The 16,949-nt window shown below is 72.9% G+C and carries 12 protein-coding genes; 3 read left to right on the top strand and 9 right to left on the bottom strand.

Annotated features, from left to right (window positions below):
• Positions 1–346: 346 nt before the first annotated feature.
• A complete protein-coding gene (locus tag LUZ64_RS05250; protein WP_095583020.1) occupies positions 347–1,348 on the bottom strand; it encodes a peptidoglycan-binding protein in 1,002 nt (333 codons plus the stop codon).
• 362 nt (positions 1,349–1,710) lie between these two features.
• On the opposite strand from LUZ64_RS05250, the gene LUZ64_RS05245 reads away from it, so the two are divergent.
• Genes LUZ64_RS05245 through LUZ64_RS05235 form a run of 3 tightly spaced genes read left to right on the top strand, consistent with a single transcriptional unit; the run spans position 1,711 to position 4,627 of the window.
• Positions 1,711–2,595 (top strand): CAP domain-containing protein, encoded by an 885-nt coding sequence (locus tag LUZ64_RS05245; RefSeq protein WP_095583021.1) that lies wholly within the window; start codon positions 1,711–1,713, stop codon positions 2,593–2,595.
• 32 nt (positions 2,596–2,627) lie between these two features.
• Complete coding sequence (locus LUZ64_RS05240; RefSeq protein ID WP_095583022.1) at positions 2,628–3,536, top strand: peptidoglycan-binding domain-containing protein; 909 nt, start codon at positions 2,628–2,630, stop codon at positions 3,534–3,536.
• 44 nt (positions 3,537–3,580) lie between these two features.
• Entirely contained in the window at positions 3,581–4,627 is a 1,047-nt protein-coding gene (locus LUZ64_RS05235) for a basic secretory protein-like protein (protein ID WP_095583023.1), read from the top strand.
• A gap of 95 nt (positions 4,628–4,722) precedes the next feature.
• On the opposite strand, the gene LUZ64_RS05230 is transcribed toward LUZ64_RS05235, so the two are convergent.
• From LUZ64_RS05230 to LUZ64_RS05195, 8 genes are all read right to left on the bottom strand, one after another.
• Complete coding sequence (locus tag LUZ64_RS05230; RefSeq protein WP_095583024.1) at positions 4,723–7,668, bottom strand: AfsR/SARP family transcriptional regulator; 2,946 nt, start codon at positions 7,666–7,668, stop codon at positions 4,723–4,725.
• Between the two features lie 180 nt (positions 7,669–7,848).
• A complete protein-coding gene (locus LUZ64_RS05225; RefSeq protein ID WP_095583025.1) occupies positions 7,849–10,794 on the bottom strand; it encodes an AfsR/SARP family transcriptional regulator in 2,946 nt (981 codons plus the stop codon).
• Positions 10,795–11,049: 255 nt separating this feature from the next.
• On the bottom strand, positions 11,050–11,631 hold the full coding sequence (locus LUZ64_RS05220) for a hypothetical protein (protein ID WP_143593342.1): 582 nt from the start codon (positions 11,629–11,631) through the stop codon (positions 11,050–11,052).
• A gap of 8 nt (positions 11,632–11,639) precedes the next feature.
• Positions 11,640–12,758: an ROK family glucokinase gene (locus LUZ64_RS05215; protein WP_095583027.1), complete on the bottom strand. Its 1,119-nt coding sequence runs from the start codon at positions 12,756–12,758 to the stop codon at positions 11,640–11,642.
• Between the two features lie 238 nt (positions 12,759–12,996).
• Entirely contained in the window at positions 12,997–13,860 is an 864-nt protein-coding gene (locus LUZ64_RS05210; RefSeq protein WP_372471940.1) for an ATP-binding cassette domain-containing protein, read from the bottom strand.
• The gene (locus tag LUZ64_RS05205; protein WP_095583029.1) at positions 13,827–14,879 is read right to left on the bottom strand and encodes an ABC transporter permease; all 1,053 of its coding nucleotides are present in this window, start codon (positions 14,877–14,879) and stop codon (positions 13,827–13,829) included. Before LUZ64_RS05205 ends, LUZ64_RS05210 begins: the two co-directional genes overlap by 34 nt.
• The gene (locus LUZ64_RS05200; RefSeq protein WP_095583030.1) at positions 14,876–15,886 is read right to left on the bottom strand and encodes a sugar ABC transporter substrate-binding protein; all 1,011 of its coding nucleotides are present in this window, start codon (positions 15,884–15,886) and stop codon (positions 14,876–14,878) included. The genes LUZ64_RS05205 and LUZ64_RS05200 overlap by 4 nt, the downstream gene beginning before the upstream one ends.
• Positions 15,887–16,128: 242 nt before the next feature.
• Positions 16,129–16,878, bottom strand: coding sequence for a GntR family transcriptional regulator (locus LUZ64_RS05195; protein WP_095583031.1), 750 nt, complete (start codon positions 16,876–16,878; stop codon positions 16,129–16,131).
• Positions 16,879–16,949 lie beyond the last annotated feature (71 nt).

Below are 16,949 nucleotides of genomic sequence, written 5' to 3'. Positions count from 1 at the left end.
GAGCTGTCCCGAGTCGGCTTCACGCTTGACGGCCCCCCAACACAGTCAACTCGGCATATGTCACTGGCATTAATCCAAACGTAGACACACTCTAGACACATTAGTGACACACGATCAAGAGGCGTCAGCCGCCGTAACCCTTCACGAATCCGGAGGATGAGGGTGCGATTTGGGTGGATATAAGACCCGGCGCCGAGGAGAGGAAAGATCACGGCACGGCAACGGGACCTGGTTCCAGCGTGCGGACTGACCGCTTCCGTCAACACGCTTGATCCAAGGTCCCGTTGGCCCGCATCAGGGCATTCCAGTCCCCGACGTCAGGCAGATCCGCTGAGGCGACCGGTGGCTACGGAAGCGCGACCACGTCCCCCGGGGCGATCGCGTCGGGGTCCGCGATCCGCGGGTTCGCCGCCGTCAGCCGGGACAGCGGGACGCCGTTGGCCGCCGCGATGGACGAGAGCGTGTCGCCCTCCCGCACCGTGACGGTTCGGGTCCGCCCGTACTCCGCCGTCAGCCGCTCCAGTTGCCTGGGGCCCGGTATGCCGTCCGCGTCGGCGCCGGTGTCACCGATCTTCTGCTGGTACCGGCGCACCGACTCGGTGTCGGCCTTCGTCCACTCGGGGCCGGGGCCCTCCTGGTAGGCGCCGCAGCCGGCCCGCACCAGCATCTCTCCCAGGCGGGTGATGTGCTCGCCGCTGCTTCCGGGGCCGTAGGCCAGACCGTCGATCACGACCTGGCGGGAGGAGTCACCGTCCTCTTCCTTCCGGTCCTCGTCCCGGGCGACGGGCCGGGAGGAGGTGTCGCCGCCGGCCGGGATGTCGGACTCGTCGGCCTGCTCGCCGAAGTGGACGACGCCGGGGCGCCCCTTCCAGTCGGGGTCGGCCACGACGGCGCCCTCCGGAAAGTCCGGGATGCCGTACCCGTAGACGTAGGAGGACTTGCGCGGCCGGGTCTTGAGGTAGACGCCGTCGCCCTCGGCCGAGCCCGAGTCGTTGGTGTTGCCCTCGATGGTGGTGATCTCGTCGTCCGTGTACCCGATGCAGATGCCGGTGTGCGAGCCGCCGCCGGGGCCGAAGAAGACCACGCTGCCGACGGCCGGGTACGCGCTCCAGCGGTCACGCTCCTGGAACCACTCCACGCCCGCCGGGCACCACGCGTAGCGCGGCACGATGTCGCCGTTCCCGCTGCGGTCCGCGGCCCAGCTCACGAACATGCCGCACCACGCCTCTTCGTTCATGCCGTACCAGCGGCCGAACTTGTTGTCGTTGTCCCAGTGCCCGTCGGAGAAACCCTCCTGATACCCGATCTCCTCCCGGGCGACACTGATGAATTCCCTGGCTCCGGACATGGTTTACCTCTCCTGATTTTTGAGAATGAACAATTCCGCGGCGACCGCGATCGCGGCGGAACACACGCTCGCGCGAGGGCGCACAGAGGGCACGACAGGGGCGTGCGCCGCCTCCGACGCGGGCTGCGAGCTGTCGATCACCATGCCACACCGAGGCCGGAATTGCCCCTTCGGACTCCCGTTGAACGTTTTCCCGGGGGCGCTCAACGGCGCGTTGATCGGCATTGATGTCGCGTTGATCCGCCACGGATCGGAGCCCGGCAGAATTCTGGACGTCGAAAAGGTTCGGCTGCTCCCAGAGCAATTCACACGACGCTGCGCCATAGAAATGCGCGGCGCTCCAGAATGGTTGGCAGAGAAAAATGTCCCCGCAGAACGGCCAGACGTACGTCCTTCGCTCGGCGACCGGTGTGGTCGCCGACGTCGACCACAGCAGCACGGCACCGGGCACGAAGATCCAGGGCTGGTCGCCCAACGGTTCGCAGGCACAGAAGTGGGTCTTCTGGGCCAAGGACAACGGCTCGTGGCTGCTGGAGACGGGACTGACCCACGGCACCCACGGCCCCGGCCAGGCCATGGTCCTCGACTACGACTTCACCAACTGGCGGGCCCACCTGGTCGAGGAGCACGGGCAGGCCAACCAGCTGTGGCGGCTGGAGGACGCCGGTGACGGCCACGTGCGCCTCAAGAGCCTGCGCACGGAGGGCGGCGACGCCTATCTGACCGCCGACGGCGCTGGCCGCGTCCTGGGCATGTGGAAGTCCGACCCGGGCAGCGACGCCCAGCGGTGGCGGCTGGAGAGCGTCTCCTCCCCCGGCCAGGGCGGACAGCCCGGTCAGCAGCCCCAGCCGCAGCCGCAGCCCGGCGCCGGCGGCTCCGCGGTCGAGCTGATGCTCAGCCTGGTCAACCAGGAGCGGGCGAAGGCGGGGGTGCCGCCGCTGCGGCTCGACGACCGGCTGTCCTTGGCGGCCCAGCGGCACTCGGAGGACCAGGCGCGCAACAACTTCCTCGGGCACAAGGGCTCGAACGGCAGTGAGTTCTTCGACCGCTTCCGGGAGGCGGGCGTCCAGAACCTCTTCGCCGGTGCCGAGAACGCGGCGCCCGTGACGGATGTGCGCCAGGCCATGGACATGCTGATGAAGAGCCCCGGCCACCGCGTCAACATCCTGGACCCGAAGTACGGCCGCTTCGGCGCCGGCTTCGCCCCCGGCAACGGCGGGCGCTGGACCCAGGCCTTCACCAACTGACACCCCCCGCAAGCACGAGGAGCACACACCCCATGGGCATCACATGGATCCCCGGTGCCGAGCGTCTGGGCGGCGGGGACATCGGCGGCGCGATGGACACCCCCGACGAGCCGCCCCGCATCGTCTGGCACACCACCGAGAGCGGCGCCGGTGACGCGGAGTTCGACTCCACCGCCGACTACCTGATCGAGATCGGCGCCGAGCCGCACGTGCTCTACGACCCCACGACCGACCGCATCGGCCAGTTCGGTCCGCTGGACGAGAGCGCCCGCGCCCTGCGCAACGACGGCGACGACCGCACCAATCGCACCGGCAGGGTCTGCGTCCAGGTCGAGGTGCTGGCCCGGGCGAGCGAGCCCTTCACCGACTACTGGCGGCCGGGACCGAACTTCGCCGCGCTGCTCGACGCCGCCCGCTCCTGGGGCGTCCCGGACGTCTGGCCGGCGGGCGACCTCGCCACCGACGGCTCCGACTCCACCGACCGGGACAGCGACACCTGGCACTCCGAGGGCGGCCACTACGGGCACGCCAACGTCCCCGGCAACGACCACTGGGACCCGGGCCCGGTCGACCGCTCGGCGATCCTCGCCGCGGGCTCGGGCGACGCCCCGGACGCCGCGGACGACGAGTCCGCCCCGTCCGGATCCGGGGACGCCGAGGTCAGCCTGGCGAAGATCCTGGCCGCGGCCGGGAGCGACCCGGACGCCCCGCAGGGCGCCACCTCGCACCGCGACGACGTGCTCGTCGTGGAACGGGCGCTCCAGGCCGAGGGCCTGCTGTCCGCCGAGTGGGTCGACGGCTCCTTCGGGACCAGGACCCAGGACGCCTATGCCGAGTGGCAGGGCCGCTGCGGCTACGAGGGCGACGACGCCGACGGCGTCCCGGGCCGTACGAGCCTCGAGAAGCTCGGCGCGGAGCACGGCTTCCGCGTCGCCGGCTGACCCCCTCCCTCTTCCACACCTCTACGACGAAAGGTGGCCGTGGCATGTCCGTCACCCCACAGAACGGCCAGTCGTTCATCCTCCGCTCCGGCAACGGCCTGACCGCCGACGTCAGTTCCAGCCGGACGACGGCGGGCAACCGGATCCAGGGCTGGAAGCCCAACGGGTCGCAGGCACAGCAGTGGGTCTTCTGGGCCAAGGACAACGGCTCGTGGCTGCTGGAGACGGGACTGACCCACGGCACCCACGGCCCCGGCCAGGCCATGGTCCTCGACTACGACTTCAGCGCCGGGGTCACCCATCTGTTCTCCGAGCACGGTGACGCCAACCAGCGCTGGCTGTTCGAGGACACGGGCGGCGGCTGGTACCGGATCAAGTCGGTGCGCGAGAACGAGGGCGACCGCTTTCTGACGGCCGTCGGCGAGGGCGTCGCGCTGGCCCTGCGGAGCCCGGACCAGGGCGACCCCGGCCAGCGGTGGGAGCTGCAGCCCGTCGGTTCCCGGCCGCGGCAGCCGGGCGGCCAGGGCGTGCGGATCACGCTGGACGCCGGGCAGGCCCCCGACCTGGCCGGCTGGCTCGAGGCGCAGAAGCCGGTGCTGGAGACCTGGTTCCCCAAGACGGTCGCGCTGATCATAGGCGACGCCTACGCGGCGCCCGCCGAGTACCGGATCGTGCTCGACCGGTCCAACACCGGTGTCGCCTACGCCTCCGGCGGCATGGTGAGCGTCAACCCCGACTACGTGCGCCGCAACCCCGGTGACGCGGGCTTCCTCATTCACGAGCAGGTCCACATCATCCAGCAGAACCGCAGCGCGCCCGGGTACTTCGTGGAGGGCGTGGCCGACTGGGTGCGCAACTACCACTTCGAGAAGGGCGGGCTCCCCTTCGTCCGGTCCTCCGACAAGTACACCGACGCCTACAAGACGACGGCGTACTTCCTCGACCACGTGGCCACGCACTACGACGGCGACATCGTGCGCAAGCTGAACGTGGCCGGGCACGACGGCTCGTACGACGGCGACGACCAGTGGTGGCGCGCCCGTACCGGCAAGACCGCTCAGCAGCTGTGGGACGAGATCCCCAAGCGCTGAGCCCCTCGGCGGGACGACTTCCCCGTCCCGCCGAGGTGCCGCGCCCCCCGGTTCCCCCGCCGGGGGGCGCGGCCTTCTTCCCCCACCGCCGTGCGTCAGAGCTCCCGGAGGTGCCGCGCGATGTCGTCGGCGTCGGGCAGGCCGAGTTCGCGGAAGACGCCCTCCGCGCGGTGGTAGTGCTCCCGGGCCCGGTCGGTGTCGCCCTGGGCCCGGTGGGCGTGGCCGAGCTGCGCGAGGGCGCGGGCGAGGATGCCCGCGTCGCCGCGCGCCTCGGCGATGTCCCGGGCCCGCGCGGCGTGTTCGGCGGCTTCCACGGGCCGGCCCGACAGATTGTGGGCCTGGGCGATCGCGCCGAGCAGGAGGCCCTCGCGGAAGCGGGAGCCCGTCCCGCGCCACAGGCGCAGGCTCTCGTGCAGATGGTCGAATGCCTCGGGCATCCGCCCGGTCCGCAGGCAGACCTGGGCGAGGTTGTGCAGCGCGTTGGCCTGACCCGCCACGTCCCCGGTCGCCCGGGTGACGGCGACGGCCTCGCGACAGCGCGCCAGTCCCTCCTCGGCCCGGCCGGTGGCCAGCAGGGCCAGGCCGAGGAAACCGAGCGTGTACGCCTCGACGCCGCGGCTGGCCAGGGCCCTGCCGTGGGTCAGCGCCTCGGTCAGCAAGGCGTGCGCGGTGGTGAAGTCGCGCAGGGCCAGCGCGCCCCCGCCCCGGGTGATCAGGACGTGGGCGAGCAGCGTCCGGTCCCCCGTCGCCCGGCACAGCTCGGCGGCCCGGTCCAGGACGGGGCCGCCGAGCCGCATGGCGAAGCGGTGCTGCACGGAGCTGCCCAGCATGTACAGGGCGCGTGCTTCCGCGGTGCGGTGTCCGGCGGCGCGCGCGGCCTCGGCCAGGATCCGGGCGGCGCGCTCGATGCCGTAGGGCTGCGCGCCGAGACGGCCGAGCGGGTCCGCGGCCAGCAACAGGTCCGCGCAGACGGTCAGCGACAGGGAGACGTCGCCCGCCGCCTGCTCGACGAGCCCCAGGAGCGACGTCTGCTCGTCGAGCAGCCAGGCGGTGGCCTCCCGCGGGCAGGGGAAGACCAGGCCCGCGGAGCGCAGCGGGGCCGCGTTCCCGGGGAACACGTCGTCGGGCAGCGACGTCCGGTGGGCGTCGAGGGCGGTGGCCAGGCAGAACTCCAGCAGGCGGGCGAGCGCGGCGGTCCGCTCGTGGTCCGGCACCTCGGCGACCGCCGTCTGACGGGCGAAGAGCCTGAGCAGGTCGTGGTAGCGGTAGCGGCCGGGGGCGACCGACTCCAGCAGGCTCAGGTCGACCAGCGACTCGCACAGCTCCTCCGCCTCCCGCTCCGGCCGGGCGAGCAGCGCCGCGGCGGCGGGCACGCCGAGTTCGGGCGTTTCCGGCAGGGCCAGCAGCCGGAAGGCGCGGACCCGCTCGGCGTCCAGCAGTTCCATGCCGAGCCGGAAGGTCGTCTCCACGGCGGTGTCCTCCGCTCTTAAGGTGCCGAGGCGGCGCCGCTCGTCCGCCAGCAGCGCGGCGGTCTCCCCGAGCGTGCGGTCCGGCCGGGCGGCCACGATGCGGATGGCGAGCGGCAGACGGCCGCAGGCGTCGAGCACCTCGGCGGCGGCCTCCGGCTCGGCGGACACGCTCCGTCCGCCGGCGATCCGGGTCAGCAGCTCCAGGGCCTCCGCCCGTCCCATGGGCCGCAGGTCCACCAGGGTGGCCCCGGTCAGACCGGCGAGCCGGGAGCGGCTGGTGAGCAGCACCGCGCTGCCGGGCGCGCCGGGCAGCAGGTCGCGCACCTGGGCCAGGTCGCGGACGTTGTCCAGCAGGACGAGCACCCGCCGGGTGGCGAGCAGGGAGCGGTAGAGGGCGGCCCGCTCCCCGGGGAGCGCCGGGAGGTGACCGGCGGGGACGCCGAGGACGCGCAGGAAGCGGCCCAGCACCTCCATGGGCTCCACGGGCCGGGGGTCGGTTCCCCTCAGGTCCGCGTAGAGCTGCCCGTCCGGGAAGCGGTGGCGCGTCCGGTGGGCCACGCGGACGGCCAGGGCGGTCTTGCCGATGCCGCCCATGCCGCTGATGGAGCCGAGGGCGACGGTCCGGTCGCTCTCCAGCGCGGCGCACAGCCGGTCGGCCTCGTCGTTCCGGCCCGTGAAGTCGGCGATGTCCTGGGGCAGCCGGGCCGGTCCGTAGGACCGGGGCGGAGCGCCGGTCCCGGCCGCGTCGTCCGCCCGCCCGCCGGGTCCGGCGGTGAGGATCTTCCGCTGGAGCCGGTCCAGGCCGGGACCCGGGCGGGTGCCCAGCTCCTCGGCGAGCACGCGGCGGACGTGCGTGTGGACGTCGAGTGCGTCAGCCTGCCGTCCGGCGTGGTGCAGCGCGGTCATCAGCAGCTCGTGCACCCGCTCGCGCCACGGGTGCTCGGCGGCCAGCGCGCGCAGCGGACCGAGCGCGTTGTCGTGCCCGCCCAGCGCGATCTCGGCCTCCCAGCGGGCCTCGACGGCCGACAGGCGCAGCTCCTCCAGCCGGGTGCGCTGGGCCTCGGCGTACGGGCCGGGCACACCGGCGAGCGGCCTGCCGCGCCACAGGTCCAGCGCGGAGACGAGCAGTGACCGTGCCCGTTCGGGCCGACCGGCGGCCCGGGCCCGCAGCGCCTCGGCCGTACGGAGCTCGAAGACCGTCACGTCGACGTCCTCCGGGGCGACGCGCAGGGCGTAGCCGTCGTCCGTCGTCACCAGCGTGCGCGCGGCGGCGCGGGGGGCCCGGCCGGGCTCCAGCAGCCGGCGCAGGGTGAAGACGTGCGTGCGCAGCGACCCCAGCACGCCGGGGGGCGCCTCGTCGCCCCAGACCGCGGCGACCAAGTCCCGCACGGACACGGAGGTGCGCGCCCGCAGCAGCAGGACCGCGAGCACCGCTTGCAGCCGGGGCGCGCCGACGGGCACCTCGGCCGGCCCGTCGTGCACGCGGAGGGGGCCGAGAACGGTGAACCGGTGGGCGGCGGTTCGCCCGGACCCGCCGCCGGAGGCGTGACCGGGAGAGGCGCTGGGGGACATGGGAGGTCTCCGGATGACGTGAGGGCCTGGGGCGTGGGGGCCGGGAGCGTGCGGGCCGTTCGGATGCGACGGCCGTTCTGCCACGGGGCCTTTTGACGGAAGGCCACAGGAAGACGGATCGCCCGCAACACCGGTTCCTTCATGGCGAGTTCGCTACACGAGGAAAGCGGACCGCTCGCGTCAGGGAACCCGGGCCGGCCGGTCACCGTCCCGGGGCCCGGGCCCGTCGCCGAGCAGGGCGAGGAGGTCGTCGGCCTCCGGCATGCCCAGGCGGGCGCAGATCTCGTGCGCGGTGCGCCGGTGCGCGCGGGCGCCGTCGTGGTCCCCGAGGCGGCCGAGGGCGGAGCCGAGCGCGGCCAGGGCGTGGGCGCGGCCGCGGTCGTTCCTGACCTCCTCCAGCGTCGCGACCGCGGTCCGGGCCAGCCGGGCGGCCTCCTCGGCGCGGCCGGTGGCGAGCCGGTTCTCCGCGAGCCGGGAGAAGGTGAGCCCTTCCCACAGCCGGTTGCGGCGGGCGCCGAAGAAGGACAGCGCCTCGGTGAGGCGTGCGGCGGACTCGGCGGTCCGTCCGGCGGCACCGAGGGCGACGCCCAGTTCGTACAGCGCGAACCCCACCCGGCGGCCGTTGCCCAGACCTTGATGGAGCACCAGGGCCTCCTCCGCGTCCGCGACCGCCGGGGCCGTCTCGCCCGCCGCCTGGCGCACCCGGCAGCGCGCGCCGAGGGCGTTCGCCTCGCCGAGCCGGTCGGAGTGTTCCCGGAAGACCGCCAAGGCCTCGGTGAGAAGGGCGCGGGTCTCGTCGTGGTGGCGCAGGTGGTGCAGGCAGCGGACCAGCAGCACCAGGGCGTCGGCCATGACGAGCGCGTCGCCGGCCGCGCGGCTCGCCGCCACCGCCTGGCGGTAGACCACGACCAGTTCGCGGAGGCGGGCCACGTAGTAGTGGCCGTGGCCGAGGGCCAGGTAGGCACGGCCCGCGCTGCGCCGGTCGCCCAGGCGGAGCGCCGCGGCGACCACTTCCTCGGCCGCCTGCTCGAACTCCGGCCCGGGGCGCCCGCGCTCCAGCAGCTCCTCCGTCATGAGCAGCAGGTCGGCCGCCGGGGCCAGGGCGCCGTCGGGGGCCTGGGCCGCCTGGCGCACCGCCGCGAACAGGCACGGCGCCTCCTCGGCCAGCCAGGCGCCGGCGTCCTCGGCCGTGGCGAACGACAGTCCGGGGACCGTCGCGGTCATCCCCAGGCGTTCGGCCCTTTCGAGGGCGCCGGGGTACGAGGCCCGGACCGTGGACACCAGGAACTCCAGCAGGCGGCGCAGGGAGGCGGCCCGCCCCTCCGGGGGCTCCTCCGCGCCCGCGCGGCCACGCGCGTAGAGACGCAGCAGGTCGTGGTAGCGGTAGCGGCCGGGCGTGGGGGACTCCAGCAGGCTGACGTCGACCAGGGACTCGCACAGCGCCTCGGCCTCCGGCTCCGGCAGGCCGAGGACGGCGGCCGCGGCGGCGGACGAGACGTGCGGGCCGTCGGGCAGGGCGAGCAGCCGGAAGGCGCGCTGCTGGGCCGGCCGGAGCTGGGCGTGGCCGAGCGCGAAGGCGGCCTCGACGGTCAGGTCGGCGACGCGCAGTTCCGCCAGGCGGTGCCGCTCGTCGGCGAGCCGGGCGTACAGCGCGCCGAGCGGCCACGCGGGGCGCGTGGCCAGCCGGGCCGCCACGATCCGTACGGCCAGCGGCAGGTGGCCGCAGGCCGACACCAGCCGGGCGGCGTCCTCCGGCTCGGTGGCGACGCGGGCCGGGCCCATGACCTTGCCCAGGAGTTCGAGCGCCTCGTCCGGGGTCATGACGTCGAGGTCGACCAGGCGCGCGGACGCCGGCCCCGCGGGCTTGGCGCGGCTGGTGACCAGGACGGCGCACGAGGGCGGCCCGGGCAGGAAGGGCCGCACCTGCTCAGGACCGTGGGCGTTGTCGAGGAGGATGAGCACGCGGCGGCCGTCCAGCCCGGCGCGGAAGAGCGCGGAGCGTTCGGCCAGGCTCTCGGGTATCGCGGCGTCGTCCACGCCCAGGGCCCGCAGGAACGAGCCCAGCACGGTGGCCGGGTCGGCCGGGTGGCCGCCGACGCCCTGGAGGTCCATGTAGAGCTGGCCGTGCGGGAAGGACTCCCGCACCCGGTGCGCGACGTGCACGGCGAGGGCGCTCTTGCCCACCCCGCCGGCCCCGGAGACCGCCACCGTGGCGGCGGCCCCGGGGCGGTCGGACGTCAGCAGCGCGCACAGGTCCGCCACGAGCGCGGCGCGGCCGGTGAAGTCGGCGAGGTCGCCCGGGAGCTGGGCGGGCAGCGGGGGCGCGGCCGGCTCGGGGAGCCCGGTGCCGCGGGTGGCGTCCGGCGCCGTGAGCAGGTCTCCCGCCTCGGCGAGGTCGCGGCCGGGTTCGAGCCCGAGCTCCTCGCTCAGCAGCAGGCGGGCCTCCTCGTAGACGGCGAGCGCTTCGACGGACCGGCCGTCACGGTGCAGCGCCCGCACCTGGAGGGCGCGCAGCCGCTCGCGCAGGGGGTGGTGGGCGGCCAGGCCGGTGAGCTCGGCGAGGACCGGCCGCGGGCCGTCCAGTTCAAGGTCGAGCTCCAGGCGGGCTTCGAGGGCCGTCAGGCGCTGGTCGGCGAGCCGGGCGCGGTGCGCGTCCATGGCGGCGCCGGGGACTCCCGGCAGGGGGTCGTCCTGCCAGGGCTCCAGCGCGAGGCGCAGCCGGGCGCGGGCCTCCGCGAGCTGTCCGGCCGCCCGGGCCCGGCCCGCCGCGGCGACGTGGTCCTCGAACCGGGTGAGGTCCACGGCCTCGCGCGGCACGTGCAGCGCGTAGCCGTCGGGCACGGACACCAGGATCCGGGGGGACTCGCCCGCGGCCCGCTCCGGCTCCAGCAGCTTGCGCAGCCGGGAGGCGTACGTCCGCAGGGCCCCCACGGCTCGGGGCGGCGGGTTCTGGCCCCACAGGGCCTCCACGGTGTCGGCCACCGAGGCGGCCCGCTCCTGGCGCAGCAGCAGCACCGCGAGGAACGCCTGCTGCTGCGGGGAGCCGAGCTCCAGTTCCGTGTCGCCGCGCCACGCGCGCAGCCGGCCGAGCAGCGCGAACCGCAGCCCGGTATCCCCCGTGACCATCTTCCGCCCCACCCCATTGACGCGTTCAGGCGCGCGTGCCGTACGGCGGGCCGGCCCCGGCTTCCCTCCGGGCGCTCGGCGCGACGTCCCCCCGGCGTGCGCAGATCTGGATCCTACCTGTGGACAAATCCATCTTTTAACATCCGTCCGGACGTCCTGGGGCGGTCTCCGCGGCCTGCGCCGGGTAGTGCCTGGTGAGGGGGCCGGGGGCGGGTACGGGCACGTCCTGGCGGCGGCCCGGGGCCCCACGGGGTCTCAGGGGGTGGTCGTGGAGACCAGGTAGACCTTCGGGTACTGCGGGTTGTCCAGGTTGACAGTGATCTCCAGGGACGGCTTGGGCTTGTCCTGCTCCAGCACCGTGCCCGACCAGTGGTGACCGTCACCGAAGTCCCAGCCGACCTCCGCCGCCTCCTCGGAGTCGATGGTGACCTCGCCCTCCTCCAGGTCGCCGAGGTTCCGCCCGGACTTGGCGAGGAAGTTCTCCAGGCCGTCGCGGGTGGTGGTGAACTGCACGTACAGCGAGCTGGCCTTCCACGAGTTGGTCTCGTAGGTGGCGACGTCCGCGGAGTACGGCGGGATCCACACCTCGTAGATGCGGCGCTGGAGCCGGGAGGGCCAGCCCTCCTCCAGGCCGACGGCCTTGGCCTGCTCCTTCTTGGACTCGCTGCCGCCCCGGCTCTGCATCGCGGAGATGTAGAGATAGCCGGCGGGGACGGCGACGAGCAGGAAGACGACGAGCGGCTTGACCCAGCGGAGCCGGCGCGGGGCGGCCGGCCGCTTCCGGTCCTCGCCCCCGTCGTCCGGTCCGGGCGCGTCGGTGCGGTCGGGGTGGTCCATGGTGACCGTCACCCGCGGCCCGCGCGGGCGTAGCGCTCGTAGCGCTCCACCCGCCGGCGGTTGGCGCGGCGGAAGCGGCGGGCGACGAGCCGGGCCAGGTCGGCGGCGCCGACCATGCCGGCCTCGGGGCCGAGCTGTGCCTTGACGATACGGGCCTCCGGGCGGTAGCCGCGGCCGGTGAGGTGGCGGCGGAAGGCGTCCCGGGCGGGGCCGATCAGCAGGTCGTCGGCGGCGCTGACGCCACCGCCGATGACGAAGCAGGAGGGGTCGAGGGCGGCGGCGAGGTTGGCGATGCCGACGCCGAGCCACTGGCCGATGTCCTGGAGCAGTTCCACGCACATGGCGTCGCCGGAGCGGGCCAGCTCGGTGATGAGCGGGCCGGTGATCTCGGGGATGTTGCCGCCGACGCGGTCGATGATGCCGTACGCGACCGGGGACTCGGCGGCGGCCAGCTCGCGGGCCTCGCGGACCAGGGCGTTGCCGGAGCTGTACTGCTCCCAGCAGCCGCGGTTGCCGCACGGGCAGCGGTGCCCGCCGGGGACGACCTGCATATGGCCGAACTCGCCGGCGACACCGTACTTGCCCCGCTTGACCTGGCCGTCCTCCAGGATGGCACCGCCGATGCCGGTACCAAGGGTGATCATCACCAGGTGGTCCTCGCCCCGGCCGGCACCGAAGCGCCACTCGGCCCAGGCGGCGGTGTTGGCGTCGTTGTCGACCATGACGGGGACGGCGAGCCGGCCGGCCAGGCGGTCGCGCAGGGGTTCGTTGCGCCAGGACAGGTGCGGGGCGAACAGGACGCGGTTGCGGTCGGCGTCGACCCAGCCGGCGGCGCCGATGCCGACGGCGTGCACGTCGTGCCGGTCGGAGAGGTCCAGGACCAGCTCCGTGATCGTGTCCTCGACGACCTTGGGGCTCTTGGACTTGTCCGGCGTCTCGGTGCGGACCTTCTCCAGGATGGTGCCGTCGGCGTCGACGACGCCCGCCATGACCTTGGTGCCGCCGATGTCGATGCCGACGGTGGGGACGCGCGGGGCGGTCAGGTGCGAGCGGCGCTCGCGGGTTCCGACGGTGCGGAGCACGGTGGCTCTGGCCGCGCCCCGGTGGAGCTCGCGGTACATGCTCATGACGCCTCCACTACGTGGGGCCTGGCGGTACGGGTGCGTGCTCGCACGGTGTCGTCGTCCCTGCGGTGGTCTCTGGAGGGAGTCCCTCGATGGTTACGGTCGGTGCGATTGTGCCTCACGGACGCGGTTGGTACCGCATCGCGAGGGCCCTCTCCCCTGCGCTCCCGGTCGCGCAAACGCCGGACGGGCTGGAAAATCCAGCCCGTCCGGCGATCAAGAAAAAAGGGGACAAGGGTGGTCAGCCCTCTTCGGTCGCGACCGGTTTGCCGCCGATCACGTCCGGGCCCGTCGCCCGCGCCAGCTCGTGGCTGAGCTGGTCGAGTTCGCTGCCGCCGGCCATCTGGCGGGTCAGCTCGTCGAGGGCGATCTCCGACTTGGCGTGGCTGCCGGCCATCCCGCCGCGCTTGAGGAGCACGAAGCGGTCGCCGACCAGGTAGGCGTGGTGCGGATTGTGCGTGATCAGCACCACGCCGAGGCCGGCGTCCCGGGCTGCGGCCACGTATTTCAGGACGACGCCCGACTGCTTGACGCCGAGCGCCGCGGTCGGCTCGTCGAGGACGAGGACCTTGGCGCCGAAGTAGACGGCGCGGGCGATCGCCACGCACTGCCGCTCGCCGCCGGACAGCGTTCCGATGGGCTGGTCGACGTCGCGCAGGTCGATGCCCATGCGGAGCAGCTCCGCGCGGGTGATCTCGCGCATCCGCGCGGCGTCGAGGCGCTTGACCGGGCCGAAGCCCTTCGTCGGCTCGGAGCCGAGGAAGAAGTTCCGCCAGACGGGCATCAGCGGGACGACCGCGAGGTCCTGGTAGACCGTGGCGATGCCGCGGTCGAGGGCCTCGCGGGGCGAGCCGAGGCGGGTCTCCTCGCCCTCGATCTCGAAGGTGCCGGCGTCGTGCTGGTGCAGCCCCGCGATGATCTTGATGAGGGTGGACTTGCCGGCGCCGTTGTCACCGAGCACACAGGTGATCTCGCCCGCGTGGACCTCCAGGGAGACCCCTTCGAGGGCGCGGATGTTCCCGTAGAACTTGCTGACGTCGGTCAGCTCGACCAGTGCGGTCCGTGCGTCGCTCACTTGCTCGCCTCCGCCCGCTTGCGGACCCACGCGTTCAGCAGCGTGGCCAGCAGCAGCATCGCACCCAGGAAGAACTTGAACCAGTCCGGGTCCCACTGGGCGTAGACGATGCCCTTGCTGGTCATGCCGAAGATGAACGCGCCGACGGCGGAGCCGATGGCCGAGCCGTAGCCGCCGGTCATCAGGCAGCCGCCGATGACGGCCGCGATGATGTAGAGGAGCTCGTTGCCGACGCCCTCGCCGGACTGGACCACGTCGTAGGACATCAGCAGGTGCTGTCCGGAGACCCAGGCGCAGAAGGCGACCGCCATATACAGGCCGATCTTGGTGCCCTTGACGGGGACGCCCACGGCGCGGGCCGCGTCGGAGTTGCCGCCGACCGCGAAGATCCAGTTACCGGCACGGGTGCGCAGCAGGACCCAGGTGGCCAGGGCCACCAGGCCGAGCCACCACAGGATGGTGACCTGGAGGTCGACGCCGCCGATCGTCAGGTGGGAGGCGAAGACCGCGCGGGCGGACTCGAAGCCCTCCATGTCACCGATGGTCTTGGTGGAGACCGTGCCGCTGATGAGCTTGGTGAAGCCCAGGTTAAGGCCGGTCAGCATCAGGAACGTGGCCAGCGTGATGATGAAGCTGGGGAGCTTGGTGCGGGTGAGCACGAAGCCGTTGAAGAAGCCGATGGCCAGCATGGTGAGCAGCGAGACACCGGCGCCTACCCAGACGTTGGCCGTCATCTGGTAGCTGAACATCGAGGAGACCAGCGCGGCGCTGGTCACCATCACACCGGCCGACAGGTCGAACTCGCCGCCGATCATCAGCAGCGCCACCGGGACGGCCATGATGCCGATGGTCGAGGAGGCGTAGAGCACCGTCGACAGACTGGACGCCTGGAGGAAGCTGTCGGCGACGGTCGAGAAGAAGACGAAGACGGCCACGGCGCCGACGACCGCGCCGAGCTCCGGGCGGCCGAGCAGCCGGCGCAGGTGCGAGCGGTGTGCCAGCCGCTCGTCGGCCGCGTCCCGGGCGGGTGCGGTGGCGGGCGCGCTCATCGCGTACCCCGCTTGGTGAAGTCGGCCAGGACCTTGGCGTCGTCCTTGGTGACGATCTGCGGGCCGGTCAGCACCGGGCGGCCGCCGCCGAGCATGTCGCGGTTGTAGCGGTAGAGCCACAGCAGGTCGACGGCCTCGTAGCCCTGGAGGTACGGGTCCTGGTCGACGGCGAAGCCGAGCTTGCCGGACTGGAGAGCCTCGGCGACCTTGGCGTTGAGGTCGAAGGTGTCGACCTCGGCCTTACTGCCGGCCTGCTCGGCGGCCTTCACGGCGGTCGGCGCGAAGGGGGCGCCGAGGGTGACGACGGCGTCGATGTCCTTGTCGGACTGGAGCTTCGCCTCGATGGAGGACTGCACGTTGGGCATGTTGGTGCCCTCGACGTACAGGTTCTGGAGCTCGCCCTTGAAGGACTTCTTCACGCCCTCGCAGCGCTGCTCGTGACCGACGTTGCCCTGCTCGTGCAGGACGCAGACGGCCTTCTTCCGGCCGCGCTCGTTGAGCTGCTCGCCGACGGCCTCGCCCGCGATCACCTCGTCCTGGCCGATGTGGGTGAGCGCGCCGAACTCCTTGGACTTCTCGGAGCCCGAGTTCACGGTGATCACCGGGATGCCGGCCTTCTTCGCCTTCGCGATGACGTCCTTCATGGCGTCGGGCTTGGCGAGGGTGACGATCAGGCCGTCGACCTTCTGGTCGATCATGGCCTGGACGTTCTGGGCCTGCTTGTTGCCCTCCACGTCATGGGCGTAGAGGAACTTGATGTTGTCCTTGGCGGCCGCCTGCTTGGCACCGCTCTGGACGATGTCCCAGAAGGTGTCGCCATCGCCCGAGTGGGTGACCATCGCGAAGGTCCAGCGGGGCGTGTCCACCGCGGCCCGGCCCTGGGCCGCCTTGGCGGCCCGCTCCTCCGCCCGCTTGCCGCCCGTAGCGCTGCACCCCGCCAAGGAGGCGCCGAGCACCGCTGCCAGCACGGCGCTCACCGCGCGTACGCCTGTCCGAAGCCTTGCCACGAGGAGTTGCCCTTCTCACTGTCTGTCACGGTGCGGCCGGGCCCCGGTCCTGCGGGCCCAACCGCCCAAGTATCCGTCACCATCCGTCACCGCTGACCGCGGGGGCTTCCGGGGGTACCTCTCAGGGCTGCTGTATGTGGGTGGATTTTTAGCGGCGTCCGCCGCACCGAGTCAAGACTTTGTCCGAACATTCTGACGACGTGGATCCACTGCCAGGACCCTGCGGGACCCGTCGGCGACGGCTACGGGCGGACCAGCAGCTGGAAGTCGAAGGAGTAGCGTGACGCCCGGTAGACATGGGAACCGAATTCCACGGCGCGCCCGGTGTCGTCGTACGTCGTCCGTTCCATGGTGAGCAGCGGCGCGCCTTCCGGCTCGGCCAGCAGTCCGCTCTCCGCGGCGGTCGCGGCCCGCGCCCCGACCGTCTGCCGGGCGCTGTGCAGGGTGATGCCGGCCGCGCGGATCAGCCGGTAGAGACCCGTCGCGGCCAGTCCGTCGCCGTCGAGGTCGAGCAGGCCGACGGGCAGGTGGTTGCGCAGGTGGGCCATGGGTTCGCCATGGGCGAGGCGCAGCCGCTCGACGAGCACCACCTCGGCGCCCTCCGGCACCCCGAGAGCCGCGGCGACGCGCGCGGAGGCGGGCTCGGTGGTGTGCAGCAGGACACGGGTGGCGGGCTGCTGACCGGCCGCCTCCAGGTCGTCGTAGAGGCTGCTCAGCTCCAGCGGACGCCTGACCTGACTGTGCAGTACCTGGGTACCGACGCCACGGCGGCGTACGAGCAGCCCTTTGTCCACCAGTGACTGGATGGCCTGCCGGACGGTGGGCCGGGACAGACCGAGCCGCGCGGCGAGGTCGATCTCGTTGCCGAGCAGACTGCCGGGGGCCAGCCCGCCCTGCTCGATCGCCGCCTCGAGCTGCTGAGACAGCTGGTAGTAGAGCGGTACGGGGCTGCTGCGGTCCAGGCTGAACTGGAGGGATCGGTGCGTCGACACGGTGGGAGCGTAACCGTGGGACCGGATGACGGGAAGTTCGGAGGTCAGGTTGTCCGGACATGCGTACTTCC

It is taken from the genome of Streptomyces albireticuli (genome assembly GCF_021228125.1).
GTDB classification, from domain to species: Bacteria; Actinomycetota; Actinomycetes; order Streptomycetales; family Streptomycetaceae; genus Streptomyces; species Streptomyces albireticuli.
Note: the sequence above shows the minus strand (reverse complement) of the source record. Positions and strands in the feature narration are given on the sequence as shown.